General features: G+C 41.6%; 16 protein-coding genes, 1 pseudogene and 1 riboswitch. Of the genes and pseudogenes, 4 read left to right on the forward strand and 13 right to left on the reverse strand.

The window, feature by feature from the left end:
- The 4 genes and pseudogenes from AB4160_RS16395 to AB4160_RS16410 form a co-directional block, all read left to right on the forward strand.
- Positions 1–435, forward strand: a pseudogene (locus AB4160_RS16395) (ABC transporter ATP-binding protein); the annotation flags it as partial.
- Positions 432–1,415, forward strand: coding sequence for an ABC transporter permease (locus AB4160_RS16400; RefSeq protein ID WP_102475819.1), 984 nt, complete (start codon positions 432–434; stop codon positions 1,413–1,415). The pseudogene AB4160_RS16395 and the gene AB4160_RS16400, both read left to right, overlap by 4 nt.
- A gap of 397 nt (positions 1,416–1,812) precedes the next feature.
- Positions 1,813–2,727: a DmsE family decaheme c-type cytochrome gene (locus tag AB4160_RS16405; RefSeq protein WP_102475820.1), complete on the forward strand. Its 915-nt coding sequence runs from the start codon at positions 1,813–1,815 to the stop codon at positions 2,725–2,727.
- Between the two features lie 12 nt (positions 2,728–2,739).
- Positions 2,740–4,749 carry an MtrB/PioB family decaheme-associated outer membrane protein gene (locus AB4160_RS16410; RefSeq protein ID WP_102475821.1) on the forward strand — a complete coding sequence of 670 codons (2,010 nt, stop codon included), beginning with the start codon at positions 2,740–2,742 and terminating at the stop codon, positions 4,747–4,749.
- 281 nt (positions 4,750–5,030) lie between these two features.
- On the opposite strand, the gene AB4160_RS16415 is transcribed toward AB4160_RS16410, so the two are convergent.
- The 13 genes from AB4160_RS16415 to cobS form a co-directional block, all read right to left on the reverse strand.
- Complete coding sequence (locus AB4160_RS16415; protein WP_102475822.1) at positions 5,031–6,008, reverse strand: TIM barrel protein; 978 nt, start codon at positions 6,006–6,008, stop codon at positions 5,031–5,033.
- 37 nt (positions 6,009–6,045) lie between these two features.
- A complete protein-coding gene (locus AB4160_RS16420; RefSeq protein ID WP_241904959.1) occupies positions 6,046–6,420 on the reverse strand; it encodes a hypothetical protein in 375 nt (124 codons plus the stop codon).
- Positions 6,420–7,889 carry a cobyric acid synthase gene (locus AB4160_RS16425; protein ID WP_102475823.1) on the reverse strand — a complete coding sequence of 490 codons (1,470 nt, stop codon included), beginning with the start codon at positions 7,887–7,889 and terminating at the stop codon, positions 6,420–6,422. The genes AB4160_RS16420 and AB4160_RS16425 overlap by 1 nt, the downstream gene beginning before the upstream one ends.
- A gap of 126 nt (positions 7,890–8,015) precedes the next feature.
- Entirely contained in the window at positions 8,016–8,600 is a 585-nt protein-coding gene (gene cobO, locus AB4160_RS16430) for a cob(I)yrinic acid a,c-diamide adenosyltransferase (protein ID WP_102475824.1), read from the reverse strand.
- Between the two features lie 86 nt (positions 8,601–8,686).
- Positions 8,687–9,763, reverse strand: a complete 1,077-nt coding sequence (locus tag AB4160_RS16435; protein WP_372005559.1) for a hypothetical protein — start codon at positions 9,761–9,763, stop codon at positions 8,687–8,689.
- Position 9,764: 1 nt separating this feature from the next.
- Positions 9,765–10,454, reverse strand: coding sequence for a histidine phosphatase family protein (locus AB4160_RS16440; RefSeq protein WP_102475826.1), 690 nt, complete (start codon positions 10,452–10,454; stop codon positions 9,765–9,767).
- On the reverse strand, positions 10,447–10,971 hold the full coding sequence (cobU, locus tag AB4160_RS16445) for a bifunctional adenosylcobinamide kinase/adenosylcobinamide-phosphate guanylyltransferase (protein ID WP_102475827.1): 525 nt from the start codon (positions 10,969–10,971) through the stop codon (positions 10,447–10,449). The genes AB4160_RS16440 and cobU (AB4160_RS16445) overlap by 8 nt, the downstream gene beginning before the upstream one ends.
- A complete protein-coding gene (locus AB4160_RS16450) occupies positions 10,968–11,825 on the reverse strand; it encodes a helical backbone metal receptor (RefSeq protein ID WP_102475828.1) in 858 nt (285 codons plus the stop codon). Before AB4160_RS16450 ends, cobU (AB4160_RS16445) begins: the two co-directional genes overlap by 4 nt.
- A 2-nt stretch (positions 11,826–11,827) precedes the next feature.
- Complete coding sequence (gene cobU / locus AB4160_RS16455) at positions 11,828–12,367, reverse strand: bifunctional adenosylcobinamide kinase/adenosylcobinamide-phosphate guanylyltransferase (protein ID WP_102475829.1); 540 nt, start codon at positions 12,365–12,367, stop codon at positions 11,828–11,830.
- On the reverse strand, positions 12,364–13,377 hold the full coding sequence (locus AB4160_RS16460) for a FecCD family ABC transporter permease (RefSeq protein WP_372005561.1): 1,014 nt from the start codon (positions 13,375–13,377) through the stop codon (positions 12,364–12,366). Before AB4160_RS16460 ends, cobU (AB4160_RS16455) begins: the two co-directional genes overlap by 4 nt.
- Positions 13,364–14,176 (reverse strand): ABC transporter ATP-binding protein, encoded by an 813-nt coding sequence (locus tag AB4160_RS16465; RefSeq protein WP_102475831.1) that lies wholly within the window; start codon positions 14,174–14,176, stop codon positions 13,364–13,366. Before AB4160_RS16465 ends, AB4160_RS16460 begins: the two co-directional genes overlap by 14 nt.
- Before the next feature lie 56 nt (positions 14,177–14,232).
- The gene (locus tag AB4160_RS16470; protein WP_372005563.1) at positions 14,233–16,056 is read right to left on the reverse strand and encodes a TonB-dependent receptor domain-containing protein; all 1,824 of its coding nucleotides are present in this window, start codon (positions 16,054–16,056) and stop codon (positions 14,233–14,235) included.
- Between the two features lie 118 nt (positions 16,057–16,174).
- Positions 16,175–16,341, reverse strand: a riboswitch (cobalamin riboswitch).
- A 906-nt stretch (positions 16,342–17,247) separates the two neighbouring features.
- Positions 17,248–18,021, reverse strand: a complete 774-nt coding sequence (cobS, locus tag AB4160_RS16475; protein ID WP_102475834.1) for an adenosylcobinamide-GDP ribazoletransferase — start codon at positions 18,019–18,021, stop codon at positions 17,248–17,250.
- Between the last annotated feature and the right edge of the window lie 738 nt (positions 18,022–18,759).

Raw genomic sequence — 18,759 nt, forward strand, 5'->3', positions numbered from 1 at the left:
TTTTTAGATGAGCCCACCACCGGGCTAGACCCCCAGGCTAGGTTACATTTTTGGCAGTTGGTTAGGGAGATAATAAAACAAGGGAAAACAGTTATTCTCACTACACATTATATGGATGAAGCAGAGCAGCTTTGCGATCAAATTGCCATCATGGATAAAGGACAGTTTATCGCAGAAGGTTCACCTGAAGCGCTACTTAAAGATAATTTTTTTCCGCAAATTGTTGAACTCGATGGCGTTTATTGCGCTCAGGATTTTGACGGTTTACCAGTAAGAGTTAGTCATTGTTCTGGTCAAACAAGGGTAGAGTGTCATAGCTTTAATGATCTACTGCCAGCACTCGCTTCAGGTCACTCTACTAACGGCATGTCTGTGCGTAAGCCGCACCTTGAAGACCTTTTTCTAAAGTTAACTGGTAATGAGCTTCGTATATGAATGCATTATTTGCACTGATCAACGCCCGAAACCTTGAGTTTGTGCGTGACAAGTCTGCGCTAGGCTGGTCACTACTATTTCCAATTATCATTATTCTGGTTCTCGTACTGGTGTTCGATGATGATAACCCGACGCTTTATCAGCTTGGTGCCTATGGTGATAGTCCGCAACTTGAGGCATTGTCGGAGTTAAAACATGTGGATGTTATTTATTACAATGACTTAGAGCAAGCAAAGCATAAAGTCTCTCGACATTTAATTGATGGTTTGATCAGTGGCGATAGTTATTGGGTCAACCCAGACAGTGCTAAAGGTTATATATTAGAGCAGGTTATTTTTAGCAAATCCCCTGAGTTAGAAAAGCAAACAATTGTTGGCAATGCCGTGCGTCATGTTGAGTGGCTACTGCCAGGTATTATCGGAATGAACATGATGTTTTCTGCGCTTTATGGCGTGGGTTATGTGGTGGTGCGGTATCGCAGAACCGGGGTGTTAAAGCGGTTGCAAGTAACCCCGTTAGCGGCGTGGCAGTTTTTGGCATCCCAACTCATTTCAAGACTTGGAGCGACAGTGGTTTCTGCTATCTTAGTCTTTTTGGTTATCGCGCTGATGTTCGATATTCGCTCTCAAGGTAATGTACTGCTTTTGGTGCTCAATACATTACTCGGTAGCGCAGCCATGATCAGTATCGGTTTGCTGGTGGCAAGTCGTACCCGCTCAGACGAGTTGTGTAATGGACTGCTTAATATTCTCTCATGGCCAATGATGTTTTTATCGGGGATTTGGTTTTCTTTAGAAGGCAGTAAACCCTGGGTTCGTTTTTTGGCTGATTGCTTACCGTTAACTCACATGAATGATGCTAATAGGGCGGTTATTATCGACGGCGCTGGATTATTCGATATTGGCAATCATCTGCTATATCTTGTGGCAACGATTTTGATATGTTTAGCGCTAGCTAGTCGCAGTTTCCGCTGGGATTGATTCAATGATAACGAGGTAGCTACTAATAATAGTAGCTACCTATAAAGGAAATGTAATTACCTCCATCTTAGCGCTGCAATCCATTGGGAGGTTCAATACACCTATTTGCCAGTAGATTATCTATACACGCTAAGGTAATTTCACATCAATTAAACTGTTTTTTACCTTAGTTTCACTTTTATCTGCAGTATGTGATCCAGAGGGGAAGCCCTCTTATGCCCACCTTGTTATCAGCCTGCCAAAATATCTTCGGTTATAGCTAACAGTTTTAAGTTTACTGTTAAAAACCCCAGAGAAATTTCTATTTTTTGTGGTTAGTCTCTGTTTCTAATCGATATGTAAATTGAACATATTGAGTAGCAAAACTAAAAATCTAATATAAATTATGGCAGATGATATGAAAAAATTGAAACGTATGAGTGCATTGCTAATTATGCTATCTGGCTTTATTGCCAGTAGCATTAATGCTGAGCCAATCGATATTTTGATGGATAAATTTGAAAGTGGGGCTTATTCGAAAAAGGGGGCTGATGGTTGCTTGATGTGCCATAAGCGCTCTGAAAAAGTCATGGCCATCTTTGATGGCGTTCACGGTCAAGCGATGTCAAGCAATAGCCCAATGGCGGGTTTGCAATGTGAGGCATGTCATGGACCTCAAGGTAAGCATAGGGGCAAAAATGAACCAATGATAGATTTTGGTACAGACTCAGTTTTGACTGCTGATATGCAAAACTCTGTGTGTACTGCTTGTCATAATGACAATGCTCGAAGTGCATGGCATACCTCTGCTCATGCAGATCAAGACGTTGCTTGTGTCAGCTGTCATCAGGTGCATGCTGCCAAAGATCCTATTATGGTAAAAAACACACAAGCTGAAGTGTGTGCGAACTGTCATATCAAAGTAAATGCAGATACCCATAAACGTAGCCATCATCCAATTAATAATGGCTCAATGGTCTGTACTGATTGTCATAACCCGCATGGGTCAATGGGCGAGAGTGATCTTAAAGCCTTTAATGTTAATCAAACCTGTTTTGAGTGCCATGCCGAAAAACGTGGTCCTTTCCTTTGGGAGCACGCTCCGGTAATGGAGAACTGTGCCAACTGTCACAACGCTCATGGCAGCGTTAACAATGATCTTCTTAAATCACGTGTGCCTATGTTGTGTAAGCAATGTCATGCAGGAGATATCCATGCTTCCACTATGCCTGGTGATAATCAAAGCGTCCAAACAGCAGGCCAGGGATGTTTAAATTGTCATAGCCAAATACATGGTTCAAATCATACGTCTGGCAAGGCGCTACAGTTTTAAGGGGATTATCTTATGAAATTTAGATTAAATTTAGTTGCCATAGCGCTTGCCAGTGTTAGTACTGGAGCGATGGCATTTGATTTTGGTGTAACAGCGGCAAATGATGTTAACAATCGTGCTGATAGCTGGAAATGTAAGAACTGCGTTTCTAACAGCAGTGTTATTGGTCAGGTTGGAGTTGATTTAGGGGCATTAGATAGTGACGATGACTACGCCGCGAATAAACTGAAATACACAGACGGTTTAGCCGCTGGAGTGAACTCTGATCTGGTGATTAATAGTCGAGGTTATCGTACCGAAATCAAGGCTGATAATTTAGGTAGTCAGCAAGGTAACGGTAGCATCAAAACTGGCCGCCTCGGTAGTTGGGGTATCAAGGCAAGTTTTGATGAAAAAAATCAATACACAGCAGATAATGCACAAAGCGTTTGGACTAGTAATAATGGCCATTTTGTAGAAAATGATGACCTCGTGACTCAGTCATTATCTTTACAGCGCAAAAAGTATCAATTAGAAGCAAACTATACTCGCGACCGCTACGCGACCTATGTTAAATACGCGACGGAAGATAAAACGGGTAAGCTGCTTAGCAGTATGAGTAATGGTGGCATCATTGCGACTAACTTAGCTGCACCTGTAGATATGCGCACGCAAAATTTATCTGCGGGAGTGAACTTTAATGGCAATAATTGGTTCTCTGAAGTTAACTACAAAGGTAGTTGGTTTGATAATAATAACCATGCTTTGTCAATTGACAATGATGCTTATCCTAGTGTGTCACAGGCGGCAGATAACCAAGCACATTTTGTGAGTGCGTTAGGTAATTACCGTTTTGATAAAACCTATCTCAGTGGCCGCCTTGTTAGCGGAAATATGAAGCAAGACAGTAACTTTATTACCTTAACAGGTATCCCAAACAGTGGGAATCAAGGTAATGTCGAAGTTGATATTCTTGATGCTAACTTTAAAGTGTCTAGCCTAATTGCTAAAGGGCTACGTTTGAATGCTTCTGTGGATTACTCTGATAGAGACAACACCACCGACATCCACGAGTACGAACAGTATAATTACAATTCGATGACCGGAGAATTGGTTGAGAATCGTATCTATGACACGACTCGAACGACTTACAAAGTGAGTGCTAGTTATAATCTTGCAACGGGTCAGCGTATTGAGGCAGGTTTTGACCGTACAGATACTGAACGTTCAAATCAAGATCGAGAAAAAACGGATGACAATATTTTTTGGGCGCAATGGCGTGCAAGTAATTTTGAAAAGTGGGATTTACGCTTAAAAGGCAGTTACTCGGACAAAGGTGGTTCATCGTTCTTATATGACGATGCAGTATCAGGTGACGAGAGTGAGTTAATGCGTAAGTATTATCTTGCAGATAAGAAAAGCTCAAAAGCTGAGGTATTTGTCACTCATACCCCATTGGATAATGTCTCAGTTAGCTTCAACGGCTATTACTCGCTAGATGATTATACTAATACTGATATTGGCCTCATTGAATCAGAAAACTACGGTTATGACTTAAGTGTAAACTGGCAAGTGACTGAAACCTTGAACCTAAATGGTGATGGCGGTTATCAATGGATTGATAATAATCAGGCTGGTGCACGTAATGATTATTCTAATTATTGGCAAGCTAATACCAACGAGCAGTTTGGCTTTATTGGTGTTGGATTTGATTACACAGGTTTAGCTGACTATGGCATAAGTATCGGTGGTAATTATAGCTATGCACTGTCTTTCAGCGACAGCGATATTGACAATAATGATGTATTTGGCGATTTTGAATCAACCAGTCATTATGCTTCGGTTTTTGTAGATTATGCATTGTCTAAAGCCATGACGGTCGGCTTACGTTATGAAATTGAACGTTACAAAGACAGTGACGATACGCAATTACCTGTTAATTACTATCCAGGAACTGGCCCTACTGGTATTAAAACCTTAGGGGAATTGAATCATGATTACACCGCTCATCTCGTGATGGCGACCTTTAGGTATCATTTTTAGTTGGTTTTAAAATACTAGCTAAATAGTCTTAGTTGCTATTACCAGTCTGTTTTTGAGGGTAATAGCAACTTTTTATAGCGGCTAACAGTAAACTAACAGCGCTTTAAGTACGCCTCTGTGACTGTCGTCGTAATCTATTATATTTCGGGGAAACCTTGGTTTGTGACTAGCTGTAACACCGTAAAGCCCTTACCGTCACACTCTTATAAAGATATTTTAGCTACTTATATGTAAACAGCTTAGATACTGACTTTATTATGTTTTCATAGAACCAATACTCGTTATGCTACACGTAAACATCGGTTTAATAATGTCATCTGGGTCGAAATATCAGTTTGCCACTGTGGTAGGCTTTTTTGGTTAATTTCATGGACAAGGAAATCAGGCTTTATACGCTCAATAAGATTGGATAAGTCACACTGACTAAAGGCTTGGTGTGGGTCTAGTTTATTGATGTGTTGTAAAGATAAATCAAACTGTTGCCAGAATGGACTCTTTACTGACAGTGGAGCTCGCCACTGAGGCTTGTGAGCTGGGAGTATATTGCTGTTTAAATGAAGGGTACAAATCTCATGGTGTAAATCCAGCTGCAGCAAGCGTTGCTCAATAAAATCCAGAGCCTGCTGCTCATGGCTAAACTGTGTTTGGGTGGCCATCATATGGCCCGTATCGAAGCAAATGCCGCAGTTTTGATAATCAACACTGTGTCGTAATAGATCATACTCACAGCGGTTATCGAGGCGAAAGCTTTGCTGCCACCACATGTTTTCGAATAATAATTTCCCCTTAAATTTACTCTTGGCTAGTACTTGATTCAATAACAGGCTGCAGGCTTTAACTGTATCTTCATAAGTCCAAGGAAAGTGTTGTGAGATGAGGTTGTCGATATCACAATCCATAGGGTGAAATACCGCATAGGGTGCGCCTAATGCGTGCGCCAAGTCCAGTTGTTGAGTGAGGGTGTTGATGAGGTAGTCGGCATCAGTACCACCATAGAATTGTGCGACAGTGTCCCAATCACCAAAGATGTCCATTAACCGTTTGCTGTCGTTATAAAGTAACGGAGTCAGAATGGGAAAAGATTGCAGATGAAAGCCGCCACTTAAATGAGCTGGAATAGCATCCGCAGAGACAGTGCCATGCGGATATATTTCGAAACCATCAAGGTTCATTTGGCTTAACCAATCTTCAGCTTGTTGCCAGTTATCTAGCAGGTGACCTGGGTTTGGGGTCACTGTGAGGTTCGTCAGTTGCTTCATTATTGCTCCTTGCTGTTATGTGTCGAAAACTCATGTTCTACATAAGATGAGGTGATGTAGGTTTGTCACATATTGATCTGCCAAATAGCCAGAAACCTCCGTTATATTCAGAGGGGAGGTTATTCAAGTTGTCCGTGAAGATGTCATAGCGTTGCGTGACGATAACGTTTATGACGTCCTCAATTTCCCGAGGAAAAGGCGATATGCCAAGATCGAGGTGGTGAGCAGGATGACCACTGGCGAATTCATGAAAAATAGGGTCGATAAAGTCAGGCCCAGTTTTAAACACTCTGACTTTGTTTCCTTGATTACTCCAATATCTGGCCATAGCAGCAACCAATGTAGTTTTACCACTATCACTACTTGGAGCTGTAACAAACAAAGCAGGGCAATGAGCTTGCATCTTATTCATTAGCTCCACCCCTCAATACCGTTAAATAGTGAATCGAGATCGAGCGACTCTTCAAGGCTATCGGCGAGTCGATTGAGGTTTTCCTCACGCAATGCTGACATATCTTGGGCTTTTTGCTGTTGGTAGCCTGCCCAGTTCAGTAGCGCATTACAGGCTTGTGGCTCATCGAATACGCCATGAAGATAAGTGCCTAATACTTGATTTTGTGGACAGACTGCACCATCAGGATAGCGATTATCCTCAGTGCCTAATGTGAAGGGTTGAGTCTCCTGTACATTACTGACTCCTGCATGGATCTCATAGCCTTTCACTGGATGAGTGTTGCCATTAAGCTGGAGTTCGCCATGGATCTGTTTAAGGGTTTTCGTTTTCTCAAGGGTGGTAGTGATGTTAAGGTATCCAAGTCCTTCGCTGCTGCCAGCTTGACCTTCGATACCATGGGGGTCATCAATGCTGTGGCCGAGCATTTGATAGCCGCCGCAAATGCCAATTAACTTGCCGCCAAATCGTAAATGACGGGCGATTTGCTTGTCCCAACCACGATCTCGCAATGCTTTCAAATCACCGCGCACGCTCTTAGAACCGGGCAAGATAATTAAGTCGGCATTTGGTAGTTTATCGCCAGGTTTAACAAAGCAAAGGTCGACACCCGGGTGAAGCCTGAGGGCATCAAAATCCGTATGATTACTTATGCGTGGCAAACCCGGCACGACAACTTTAAAATGGCTATCGTCATCGAGTTGCTGTTGGTTGATAGCATCTTCCGCTTCAAGGTAGAGTCCGTGTAAATATGGGACAACACCGATTACCGGCACGCCAGTTTTCTCCGTCAACCAAGTAAGCCCACTTTCTAATAAGGTGATATCGCCTCTGAAGCGATTGATAATAAAACCCTTAACCAGTAATTTCTCTTCAGCAGAAAGCAGATCAAAAGTCCCATATAAATGAGCAAAGACGCCGCCTCGATCAATATCTGCCACAATAACAACAGGGGTTTGGGCCGCAACGGCAAAGCCCATATTGGCTATGTCTTGCTCACGCAGATTCACTTCAGCAGGACTGCCAGCGCCTTCAACCAGTCTAGCCTGCATACCTTGTCCCAGGGTTTCAAAACTTTCCAGCACTATCTCTAGCAGCTGCGGTTTAAAGTTGTGGTAATTGACGGCATTCATATCTTCAATTGCTTTACCACGAATGATCACCTGTGCACCTGTATCGGTATTGGGTTTTAGCAGTACTGGATTCATGTGTACGCTTAACGGAAGGTTACACGCTTGTGCCTGCACAGCTTGTGCGCGACCTATTTCGCCGCCGTCTGGCGTGACTGCGCTGTTAAGTGCCATATTTTGTGGTTTGAAAGGGGCGACTTTAATTCCTTTACGTGCCAGAACTCGACAAAGCCCTGCAACCATCAAGCTTTTACCAGCGTCGCTGGTAGTGCCTTGCACCATTAATTTGAATCCGCTCATGGGAGTTGTTCCATTAAAAAATTATTTTGGGCTTGTTTTTAAGCGTCAAAAATTGAATTGATAAATAAGCTGAGCACTTCGGGAAATATCGCTATTAAAGTCGCCCGCAATTTGCGTACCTTTTAATTACCAGTCCAGCCCTTGACGCGCTTTTAAGCCTTGATGGAACGCATGTTTTTCAGGTCTTACTTCACTGACCGTATCAGCGTACTCTTTGAGCTCACGATGGGCTGCTCGACCAGTGATAACCACTGACATTTCAGTTGGTCTTTGTTTCAGTGTGGTAATGATGTCGTCCAGTTCAATAAAGCCCCAAGTGATCATGTAAGTGAGTTCGTCTAATAGCACCAAATCTAAGCTAGGATCGGTAATGAATGATTTTGCTGCTTGCCATGCAATTTGTGCTGCTTGCTTATCAACTTCTTTATCTTCACTATTCCAGCTAAATCCTGTATTCATGGTATGAACTGGTACATTGAGTTGTTCAAGTAAGTTACGCTCACCGCATTCAAGATCGCCTTTAACAAACTGCACTGCCGCGACTTTTTGTTGGTGGCCTAGGGCTCTAAATAAGGTGCCAAATCCACCAGTGGTTTTACCTTTACCATTACCTGTTATCACTAATACTTGACCACGCTCTTCTTGGGCTTTTTCGATGGCCTGGTCAACATGCTCTTTGTGTTGTGCTTGTTTTTTAGGGTTATAGCTCATTATTATTCCTGATACTTTATTCTGGTATATTGATAGCGTTTGCTAGCCTGTTATCACAAGTTATGACTCAAATCCTATTTCCCACATTAGGCCACCGATTCGTTTTCAAGAAATGGTCGCTGGTATTCATTTACGGCCAGTTCAAGCGCCTTAATTATCGCAGGTTCGTTTATCCCTAATGTCTCAGCTAAAACCAGCAGGCCACCTAAGCCGCAGCCCTCTACTACTAGCCCTTGCTCATAGCACTGAAGGCAGCTCATATCAGAGCGTGAAAAATTGGTTGTGTGGGTGGTGATGACATCTTTGTCCCCAAGATGGGATAATACTTGTTTGCCATCGCCATTAAGTACCCACCGAGTGGTGTGGATTAGCACTGGGATGGCTAGAGAGTTGGTTTTTCTTGCCGCCAATAGCGGCGCTACGAACATCATGCCACCAGCAAAAGTTGGCATTGGTAGCTGTGTTGGCCACTGTTTAATTAGTTGGCTGACGGCCAGTTGAATTGGATCGTGAAACCGTGGGTTAGCTAATAAGCGCGTTTCATCAAAATTTTCGCCATCAACACGATATTGGCATTCAAGCTCATTGAGTAGTTGCTGCTTTATAGCTAATTTTTTAGGGGCGATAGTGCTTCCCGCGGGAGACAAATCCATACCAGTAAGTAAGCGTAACCACAGGGTAGAAAAGGTGGTGCCGCCAACTCCGCACTCAGACAAAATACTGATGCAGCCTCTTTGGGCTTGATCCACTAACGAGGGAATTAATGTCGTTTCAATTAACTCAGTGCTATCAATATTTCTGCCACCATGGTGTGATTGTACTAGCCAATCTTCTTGCATGGTGTGCGGCTGACTGACATTAAAGTTATAGCTATGAAATTCAATGTTATAACCATTGCTGGCTAATAACTTTAGTAGCCCTCGAGATAATACTGCCGGACTAATACCACCATTACTTAACAGCCCATCATATTTATCAGCCTCTTTGGACTGCAACTTTTTCAGAGGTAATACCGTGTTGGCTTGCCCATTGGCGATAATTTCACTGTCTCTGGTTGGGGTGAAATGCATTAAATCGGAACCTGCCCCAGCATCAGAAAGTTGATGTAAGCTCGGCAATTGAGTTGCTGCGCAGTTCAAAATGTTAAAACAGATAGTTTTCATTTTAGGCTTCCTTTGGCTGAGTGTCAGCGTGGTAGTTATGCAGTCCTGTCAATTGCGGCCATAGCACCTTGTCATCATCAATAAAGGTATTGATTTGTAGTCGAGCTGCGTAGGAAACCATAAGATTGCTAAGGTGGGCATTGCAATATTGATGGCTGTGGCTATGAGAGGATAGAAACGCTTCAGAGAACTTGTCTATCGAATTTGAATGACATAATAGCCAATGCATAATGATGCGAATAACCCCTGAATGAGTCACAATTAATAAGTGTTGGCCTTGATATTGTCGACTGAGTAACTGAATTTGCTTTACTACTCGTTGCATTAATTGAATGCTTGATTCACCTTGAGGAGGCTGGCTTAAAAAGGGGTTTTGCCAAAATTTAGGGTAGTCAATATCAGTAGCCGCCCACAGCTGTTTAAGCGGCAGACCGTCCCATAAACCGAAGTCCATTTCTTGCCAGTCAGCACAGATAGTTATTGGTACGGCGCTTTCGTGAGCGAGTTGCTGGGCAAATGCGCTACAGCGCTCTAATGGTGAACTAATAATTCTATCAAAGCCTAAACCTATACTACTTTGACGTAGTTGTTGCCAGCCAAGGGCGGTTAATGGTGCATTGGTGCGACCCAGTAAGCAGTCGCTGAGTTGCGGCTGACCATGGCGTAATAAAGTGAACTTAGTGTTATTCATAACTGAGTTCTTTTGGCATTTTTAACGTGTTAGCAATTTTGCTTTGGCAGAAAGTCACCTTGTCAGCGATTTCGGCGATGATTTGGTGCATTTCGCCACTGGCATTAACGAACAGTTGGCTCATTTTATCTTCTGGAATCAAGCTTTGGCCACATTCAGTGCTAACCAGAACGCAATGCGATTGCATATTGGCCAGTGTTTTCGCAAGCTCCTCGATAGCTTGTTTTAGGCAATGTTGTGCCAACAGTTGGTTGGTTAACCACAGGGTTAAACAATCAATTATGATGGTTTGCTCTGGCTTGTCGTGTTTAATTAAGCTAGTGACTAAATCTACTGGCACTTCGAGAGTTTGCCAACTGTCAGGGCGCTGTTGTTTATGTAAGCGGATCCGCTCTTGCATAGATGCACTCGGGCGAGAGGTAGCGATATAGAGCACGGGTAATCGAGTTTGGCTGACTTCTAACTCTGCAAGGGACGACTTGCCACTGCGAGCACCACCTAAATAAAAACTAATCATAATGTTGCCGCTCTTTGATGACGTGCTAAGTCGATTTTCTGGCAAATGTTTATCATTCCTTGAAGTACACGGGGGCCTGTACGGTGAATGAGATCACCTTCTAAGGCGATCACTTGTCCATGCTTTACTGCGGGTAGCTCACTCCAAGTTTCCCAGCGGATTAACTCTTGATTACTGTTGCCGTGATAAATAGGTTTAAAGATCATTTCAGGCATTAATGAAACGACTTGTTCCATGTTGACCTGAGGGTAATCTGAGTGGGCATTTTCAAATATGTTTACCCCTCCGCATCCTGCAAAAATCTCATCCATCCATGAACTGGAGGTTGTCGTTAAAGGGTGAGGCCACACCTGATAAAAAATGCTGATGGGATCTTGATGCTGATATTGTTGACGAATCTCGTTTAGCTGCTGACTGAATTGCGCAGCTTGTTGCTGGGCAAGCTGTTGTTGTCCGGTTAGTTGACCTAATTCAATTAACCTTTTCGGTATATCAGCAAGCTCTGTGACACTGGTATCAATAACAGTAAACCCGAGGCTTTTAATGCGGCTAAGCATTCCCGATGACGTGCTTTCACTGTTGACTATGATGGCGTCGGGATTAAGCATCATTAGGGCTTCGTAATTAACAAAGTCGTAGCGACCAATACGTTTTATATCATTTGCAGCAGCAGGGTAGTCGGCATATTCCACTGTGCCAATAATTCTATCGCCTGCGTCAATACTGAACATCATTTCTACCGCATGGGGTGATAGCACAACGAATCTTTGCTGTGCGCTGTGGGCATATGAAGTAGTCAAGCAGACAAGAAATCCCGCGACAATTAAGCTTATGGGTTTAACGAAAATAGACATAATTAAGCCCTTTCCTTAATAACCATAGGTAGGCCTGCAATTGATACTGTGACCTTATCGACACACTCAGCGATTGATTGGTGTAACCAACCTGATTGGTCGACAAATTCTCGACACAATGCCCCCATAGGGACAACACCTTGACCAACTTCATTACCAATAAGTACTATTTCTCCAGAAAGCGCTTTTATGGTATCGATGAGTTGACGCTTCATTACAGGGTATTGATTCGTAGATTGCTCAGCATCGTGTAGTAAAACATTAGATAACCATAGGGTTAAGCAATCAACCATTATGAGGTTGTCCGCTTGGCTGTGGCGCTGTAGGGTGCTAGCTAGTGCTAAATGGGATTCAACCGTTTGCCAATGGGGCGGACGGTTAGCCTGATGATGAGCGATGCGCTTTGCCATCGCACCATCCTTATTTTGCGCTGTAACAATAACAATGACTTCACCTTGCGTATTGCTTTGCCATTGGGAGGCATAGTTTTGCGCCATTTTACTTTTGCCAGAACGGGCTCCACCAATAATTAACTGCTTCATCTAGTACGACCTTTTTGGCGTTTAATAAGAAGAAAAATAAAGAAAGCACTCCCCATCATGGCGGTCATAACGCCAACAGGGAGCTCTTGGCTAGGTAAAATTACCCGCGAAAGAATATCGACAGAGACCATTAAAATGGCGCCCATCATGGCGGTAATAATGAGGCTAGCTGGGTGAGCTGCACCGACTAACATTCTTGAAATGTGAGGCACCATCAAGCCAACAAAGCCTATTCCTCCACAAGTTGCCACCAAAGATGAGGTAATTAATGCGGTTAGCATTAGCATGCCTAACCGTAATGGCAGTACTGCCACCCCTTGGGTGTGGGCGCTTTCATTGCCTGCCATTAATGCATGCAAAGGTCGCTGAAATTGGAAAACAATAATGCTACCAAGCACTACAATGAGGCTGGGGTACAATAAGGTGGACCAAGTAGCATTAGCAAAGCTGCCTAAAGACCAAAACAAAACAGCTTGTATGGCTTGTTGATCGCTAAAATAAAGAATGAGGTTGGCGATAGATGAGAGCAAAAATGAGATTGCAACCCCAGACAATACAAGGGTTTCAACTTGCCCATCACGGGACATGACCATGACGACTGCTACTGCAATTAATGAACCTAAAAAGGCGCAAACAGGCAATGGTAGAAACATTATTCCGCCAGTTAACGCCAAAATAGCGCCTAATGCTGCCCCTGAACTAATACCAAACAGGTATGGGTCGGCAAGTGGATTACGAGTGACACATTGTAATACCGAGCCTGATATGGCTAGTCCTGCGCCGCAGAGCATCGCCATAATTGCCCTTGGCATACGTAACTCAATAATAATACGGTCAGAAATAGCTAAAGAACCTGTTGCAGCCTCTGATATGTCAGCGGCCCGAAGAATCGCGCCTATAACATCATTAAACTCAATATTTGCGGTACCAATAACAATGGCAAATACTGGACTAATGAGCACTAACGGAGTAAGAATAAATAGCAATTTTTTTGCATTAAACAGCCGCATATAAAGCCTCAGAATAATGGTATGTGATCCGAGGGTTCTCATTAGTTGGATGACGATCAATATGGGCATTTACGCCATAGATATGGCGAATATTATCTTCAGACATCACTGCTGAAGGCGGGCCATTTTTGACTAAACGACCTTCTTTGAGAAATAGCATTTGATCGCAAAAGGCGCTGGCTAAATTAAGGTCATGAATTGTGGCGATAACAGTAATATTTAACGATTTAATTAATGTGAGTACTTCGAGTTGGTAACGGATATCAAGGTGATTGGTAGGCTCATCAAGCAATAAAATTTCTGGCTTTTGTAATAGGGCTCTGCCAATCAGTAAGCGTTGTTTTTCTCCACCAGATAAGTGCTCGAAAATATGCTCGCCTTTATCTGACAAGTTAACTTGCTCAAGCACTTCATCAATGATCCGTTGCTCTTTTTTATAGTCAATAGCTTGCCACCATTTATGCTGGCTAACTAAGCCCGTTGCCAGTAATTGGCGGCAGGTGACAGAAAACCCTGATGGAGGGTGTTGCAGCACGACAGCAACTTTTGCTGAAAATTGACGACGAGAGATGTCATTAATATTGACCCCGTCAAGATAGATTTCGCCAGTTGATGGCTTTAGGTATTTATAAATACAGCGCAGTAATGTGGATTTACCAACACCATTAGGGCCTAAAATACCAATAGTCTCTCCTTTATTTACCTTGAAGTTCAGTTGTTGCAATACATTTTTATCAGCGCAACTCCAACTTAAGTTATTAACTGATAGGTGTTCTATTGTGTGGTTATTTACTGTCATTAGTATTCCACTTAGGCGTCAATAGCGCTGACGCCTAAGTCTTAGTTAGGACATAATTAGAAAGCTTGGTAACTCAAGCTCACAAAATATTCCATCCCTGGATTGTTGTAGTTGCTGACGGTCATATAGTCATCATCAAGTATGTTGTTGGTTTTCACACGTAGTTGCCATTTGTCGTTAAACCAATATCCCATGCTGACATCGACCCTATGGTAAGCATCAAGGTGTTGGCCGTAACCTGAATAGCGTTTGCCTTGATAGTGATAGCTTACGAGTAGGTCAAAGTGTTCCCATTGATAGCCCACACTATAATCAAACTCGTGCTCACTACGGCCAACAAGTTCTTCATCATTTTTAGTGTCTTTGGCATCTAAATAGGTGTACGAAATCCGGTGGTCTAATTGCCACAGCGTGGTATTTAACGATAGCTCTAAGCCTTTTATCTTGGCTTCATTGATGTTGGCAGGTTTCCATATGTAACCATCTTCATCAATCGGTGCCCAAGCAATGAGGTTATTAATATCGTTTTGGAATAAACTGATATAACCTTGAATAGCAGAGCCCCTATAATTAAGGGTTAATTCATAGCTTTCAGAGGTTTCGGAGGATAAATCTGGGTTTCCTGTTCCAGGCCAGTATAAGTCATTAAAAGTAGGTGCTTTAAAGCCTGTGCCTGTGCTTGCCGTTAAGCGCCATTGATCAGAAAAGTTATAGGCTGCACTTAAATTATAAGAAGTTTCATTGTCGATATTTTCAACGTCATCATATCGAACAGCCCCTTCAAATAGAACGTTATGCCATTGGTATTGAGCCAGCGCATAAATTCCCCAAACTTCTCGTTCATTGATAGCATAATCCCCATTTACGGACTCGTTATACCAATCCACTCCGCCGATAACCGTCAGTTCATTAGATGCTTTAAATTGGTTTGTCCAATTTATTTGATCGCGAGTTGTTTCGTATTTTTGTCTCGCGACATCCGGGTTATCACCGCGAAAATTGACATTTGAATCTTGAGATTGACCAATATTTAATTTACTCGTGAGTTGCTCGCCCTGATATTGGGTGCCAACATTCCACAAATAATTGTCAAAATCAGCTTGGTCAGTGCCGCCACTGGCGTAAATATCATCGTGTTCGCTATTACCAGTGTCATATTGTAGACTCCAGTTAATATCCCATTGGTCCGAGATATTTTGCAAACCCGCTACAGTTAATCCTATGCGGTCATAGCCATCATCATCAGCTTCTTCTGGAGCGCCATTATGGATATTATATCCATCTGAACGTTCACTGTTTACTGTGATAGTACTTTGACCATCACCATGTGCCACTCCCGCACCTACAGTGCCTCGTAGATAGTTATTACTACCTAACTCGGTACTGGCAAACCATTCACCACCATTAAGTTGGCGAGTAAATATTTGTATTACACCGCCAATAGCATCACTGCCCCAAATAGAAGCTCTAGGGCCTTTTATGACTTCTATCCGCTCAATATTTTGTGGAGAAAGGGAGCCAAAATTGACAGCGTTTAGGGGGGCAGATCCAACCCTTAAACCATCAATAAGCACCAATGAATGCCCTGAGCTGGTGCCTCGTATACTCACTGAAGCCGTTTGTCCAGCCCCACCATTTCGAGTCACACTTAAACCTGGTAATGCTTCTAGAACATCAACTACTGATTTGGGATTAAGCACATCAATTTCTTCACGTTCAATGGTATTAATTACCGTAAGTTGTGAGTCTGGTGTGCTCTCAAAACGTGTTCCAGTGACCACGATTGTTTCATGCACTGGGACTGCAGGTGCTGCAGCATTTACACTGTAAGTTTGAAAAATAGCTAATGTGATAGCTGATAAACGCAGTTTAAAACTCATTATTGTTGCCTTGTTATGCTGAGTTTAAAATAGCGGGAGATGCGCTGCTTGTTAATAATTGAGTAACTAGTAGCGAATAGAAAAAATCCAATCTTTCTATGTCTCAAGAAACCCGCTTGAGTACATCGAACAATTAGGTCGGTCTCCTGGCTCACAGCATCTAGAAATACACCTTCCCGATATAAAGTCAGTGGTAAAAAGTATTTCGCTCTGTTTACAGTTGCAGGTACAGCTGTGGGGTCTCACCACATTCCCAAAATTAACACCCTAATTGTATTGATAGTGATAAAGCTTGTTCGCACAACTCATTGTTGTGAACTGTTACTTTACCCATCGATGATGTGGTGGAATATAATCAATTATTGGTAGTTGGAATGTGAAAATGGTCACAGGTTTATTTATATGGACTAAAGTGTGTGACTTTTAACAGTACTTTTGTGGTGAGACTTTATGGGGCGGTTTTTCTTGCTTTAAATATGAGCTATTTTTACTTGTAATAAGATTTAGGTTGAAAATTAATTTTATAATATGTTTAAATTACTGTTAAAAGTAACATATTAAAAATTAATAAGCATTGCTATTATTTGTTGTGAGAGTTGTTTTACGCATATCGTAATAGAGATGTTTAAAACAATATTCACAACATTTGAATGTAACCATAATTGTTTGGTTTATTCTTATTTTGATATCGTTTTTTCTGCAAGATAAATGTTATTTGAAGTCATATTTTTATATTGTGGCTTTTTTGATATTTTTTAATATATACTTCCACCCAAAGTATATGGTAAAACTGAGTAATAACTTCATCACTCTTACTTGGTAACCCTGCATTATGAGGTTAGAGGCATCTAACCTCATTTTTTTGAGGCTAAATTTTCATCACGGAACCTATGTGTAATTTTATACATTATAGGTTGTTTACGCTTAAGTGTGATTGCTAGAATGCAAATGTTAGCAGTGAGACTTTTAAACTAGATAGGAAAGTTAGCTGCTGAGGAACGTGTTTTTATTTTTTAAATAAAGACTCTCTATGAATTAATCAGCAACTGGCTGAAATAAAAGTATTAAGTTTTATCACTTTTAAACTAAAGGGTTTTCCATCACCTTAATATTTTTTACTTTAACATGTTAAGTGCACTAATCCTGTCTGGTTTTGATTTGCAATCACTAGTTTCAATAAGTATTAATATACTAATATGTCCAAATAACAAAGCAAATATAAGTTAATAACTCTATTACTTGCTGCGTTGCGCCAAGGGTGTCACCTGTATATCCATTTATTTGTTTTTTCATTAACTTGAGTAATAAAACAAAAGCTATCAACCAAGTTGCTAGTAATAATAAAGTTAAGCTGCTTGGCAGTAAAAGCAATCCAGGGAAACCACATGCAGTTAGTATCAATAATGTGTTGTAGTTGATAGTATTTGATTTTTGTGGTGTTTTGTTTTCCCCTATACGTGCATATTCAAGAAAGAATGGCACCATGCCAGAGATAGCTCTGCTAGCACCATGTGCAGTTATTAATGCGAGCATGACTTGCTGCATACTGAGTAGCTGCAGGCTACTCAGTTTTATTGCAAAGGTTGATATTAATGCAAGTACCCCATAGGTGCCAATCTGGCTATCTTTCATTATTGCTAACTTTCTGCTTTTATCCCAACCTCCACCAAAGCCATCAGCGAGATCGGCCAAGCCATCTTCATGAAAGGCACCGGTTGCAAGGATGAGTATTACCAAAGTCACAACGCACGCAAGGGAATGAGGAACTACTAAGCTAAGTGCAAAGTATACAGCTGCGCCAAAAAAACCTATAAAAAGACCAACCAATGAAAACCAACGACTAGCAGCCGCCACAGTCTTTTCATGAAACATCATGTGATTTGTAAAAGGAAAGCGTGTTAGAAAACTAATGGCTGCAAGAACTTCATTAAATATATTGTTTTTTTTTATGTCTAAGTTACTCATAACTTGTTTTTTTCTCTTTAATCTTGTGGGGTTAGTGATAGAGTATTTTAAGATTACTATTTATGGTTTGCATAATGTTACTGAGAACTTGTTAGGGCAAAAGTGGGGGAGAGTAACCACTTTTTCAATATCATTAAATTTTTTTGATTGAATGGATATTTAATATAGTGATTAACTCAAATTAGGTATGAGTAATAGATCACAAGTTTCTTTTTAAGGAAGAAAGACTGTGCTTTTTCACAGCTTTCAACTGCAATGTAATTGAGGTGAACTAATATTGAATACTGTCAACAACATAAAATTTCAATTGGAACTTTTTAACAGCGTCCATTGCTTCCAGCGTAGCAGGTTGAGCTAAGTTCTCCACAGCAGGCACGGCTGAACACATCATTTTATATATAATAGGAAGCCTTGCGTTCAAATCCCTATCTCTCCGCCATATTAAATACGAGAAAAGCCGTTGATTATCAACGGCTTTTTTTTGTTTCTGGCATTTGAGGGGCTTTCTGAGAGGATTGACTCAGACAATGTACCTGCCTTTCACATTAGCAGAGCTCCTAATAACGTGTACTTCACACGTATCTGTTTAGCCAAATCGTTACGCGATAAAGGCTTTCCTTTTGATATTAAAGTTTCTTTGTTGACTCGTGACAGAGCACAAGCGGTTATTCGTAATATCGATGTCGCTGGCACACTGAAAAAAATCATCAATAACATCGACCATCAAACCTGTATTAA

It is taken from the genome of Shewanella sp. 10N.286.51.B8 (assembly GCF_041469325.1).
Taxonomy (GTDB): Bacteria; Pseudomonadota; Gammaproteobacteria; order Enterobacterales; family Shewanellaceae; genus Shewanella.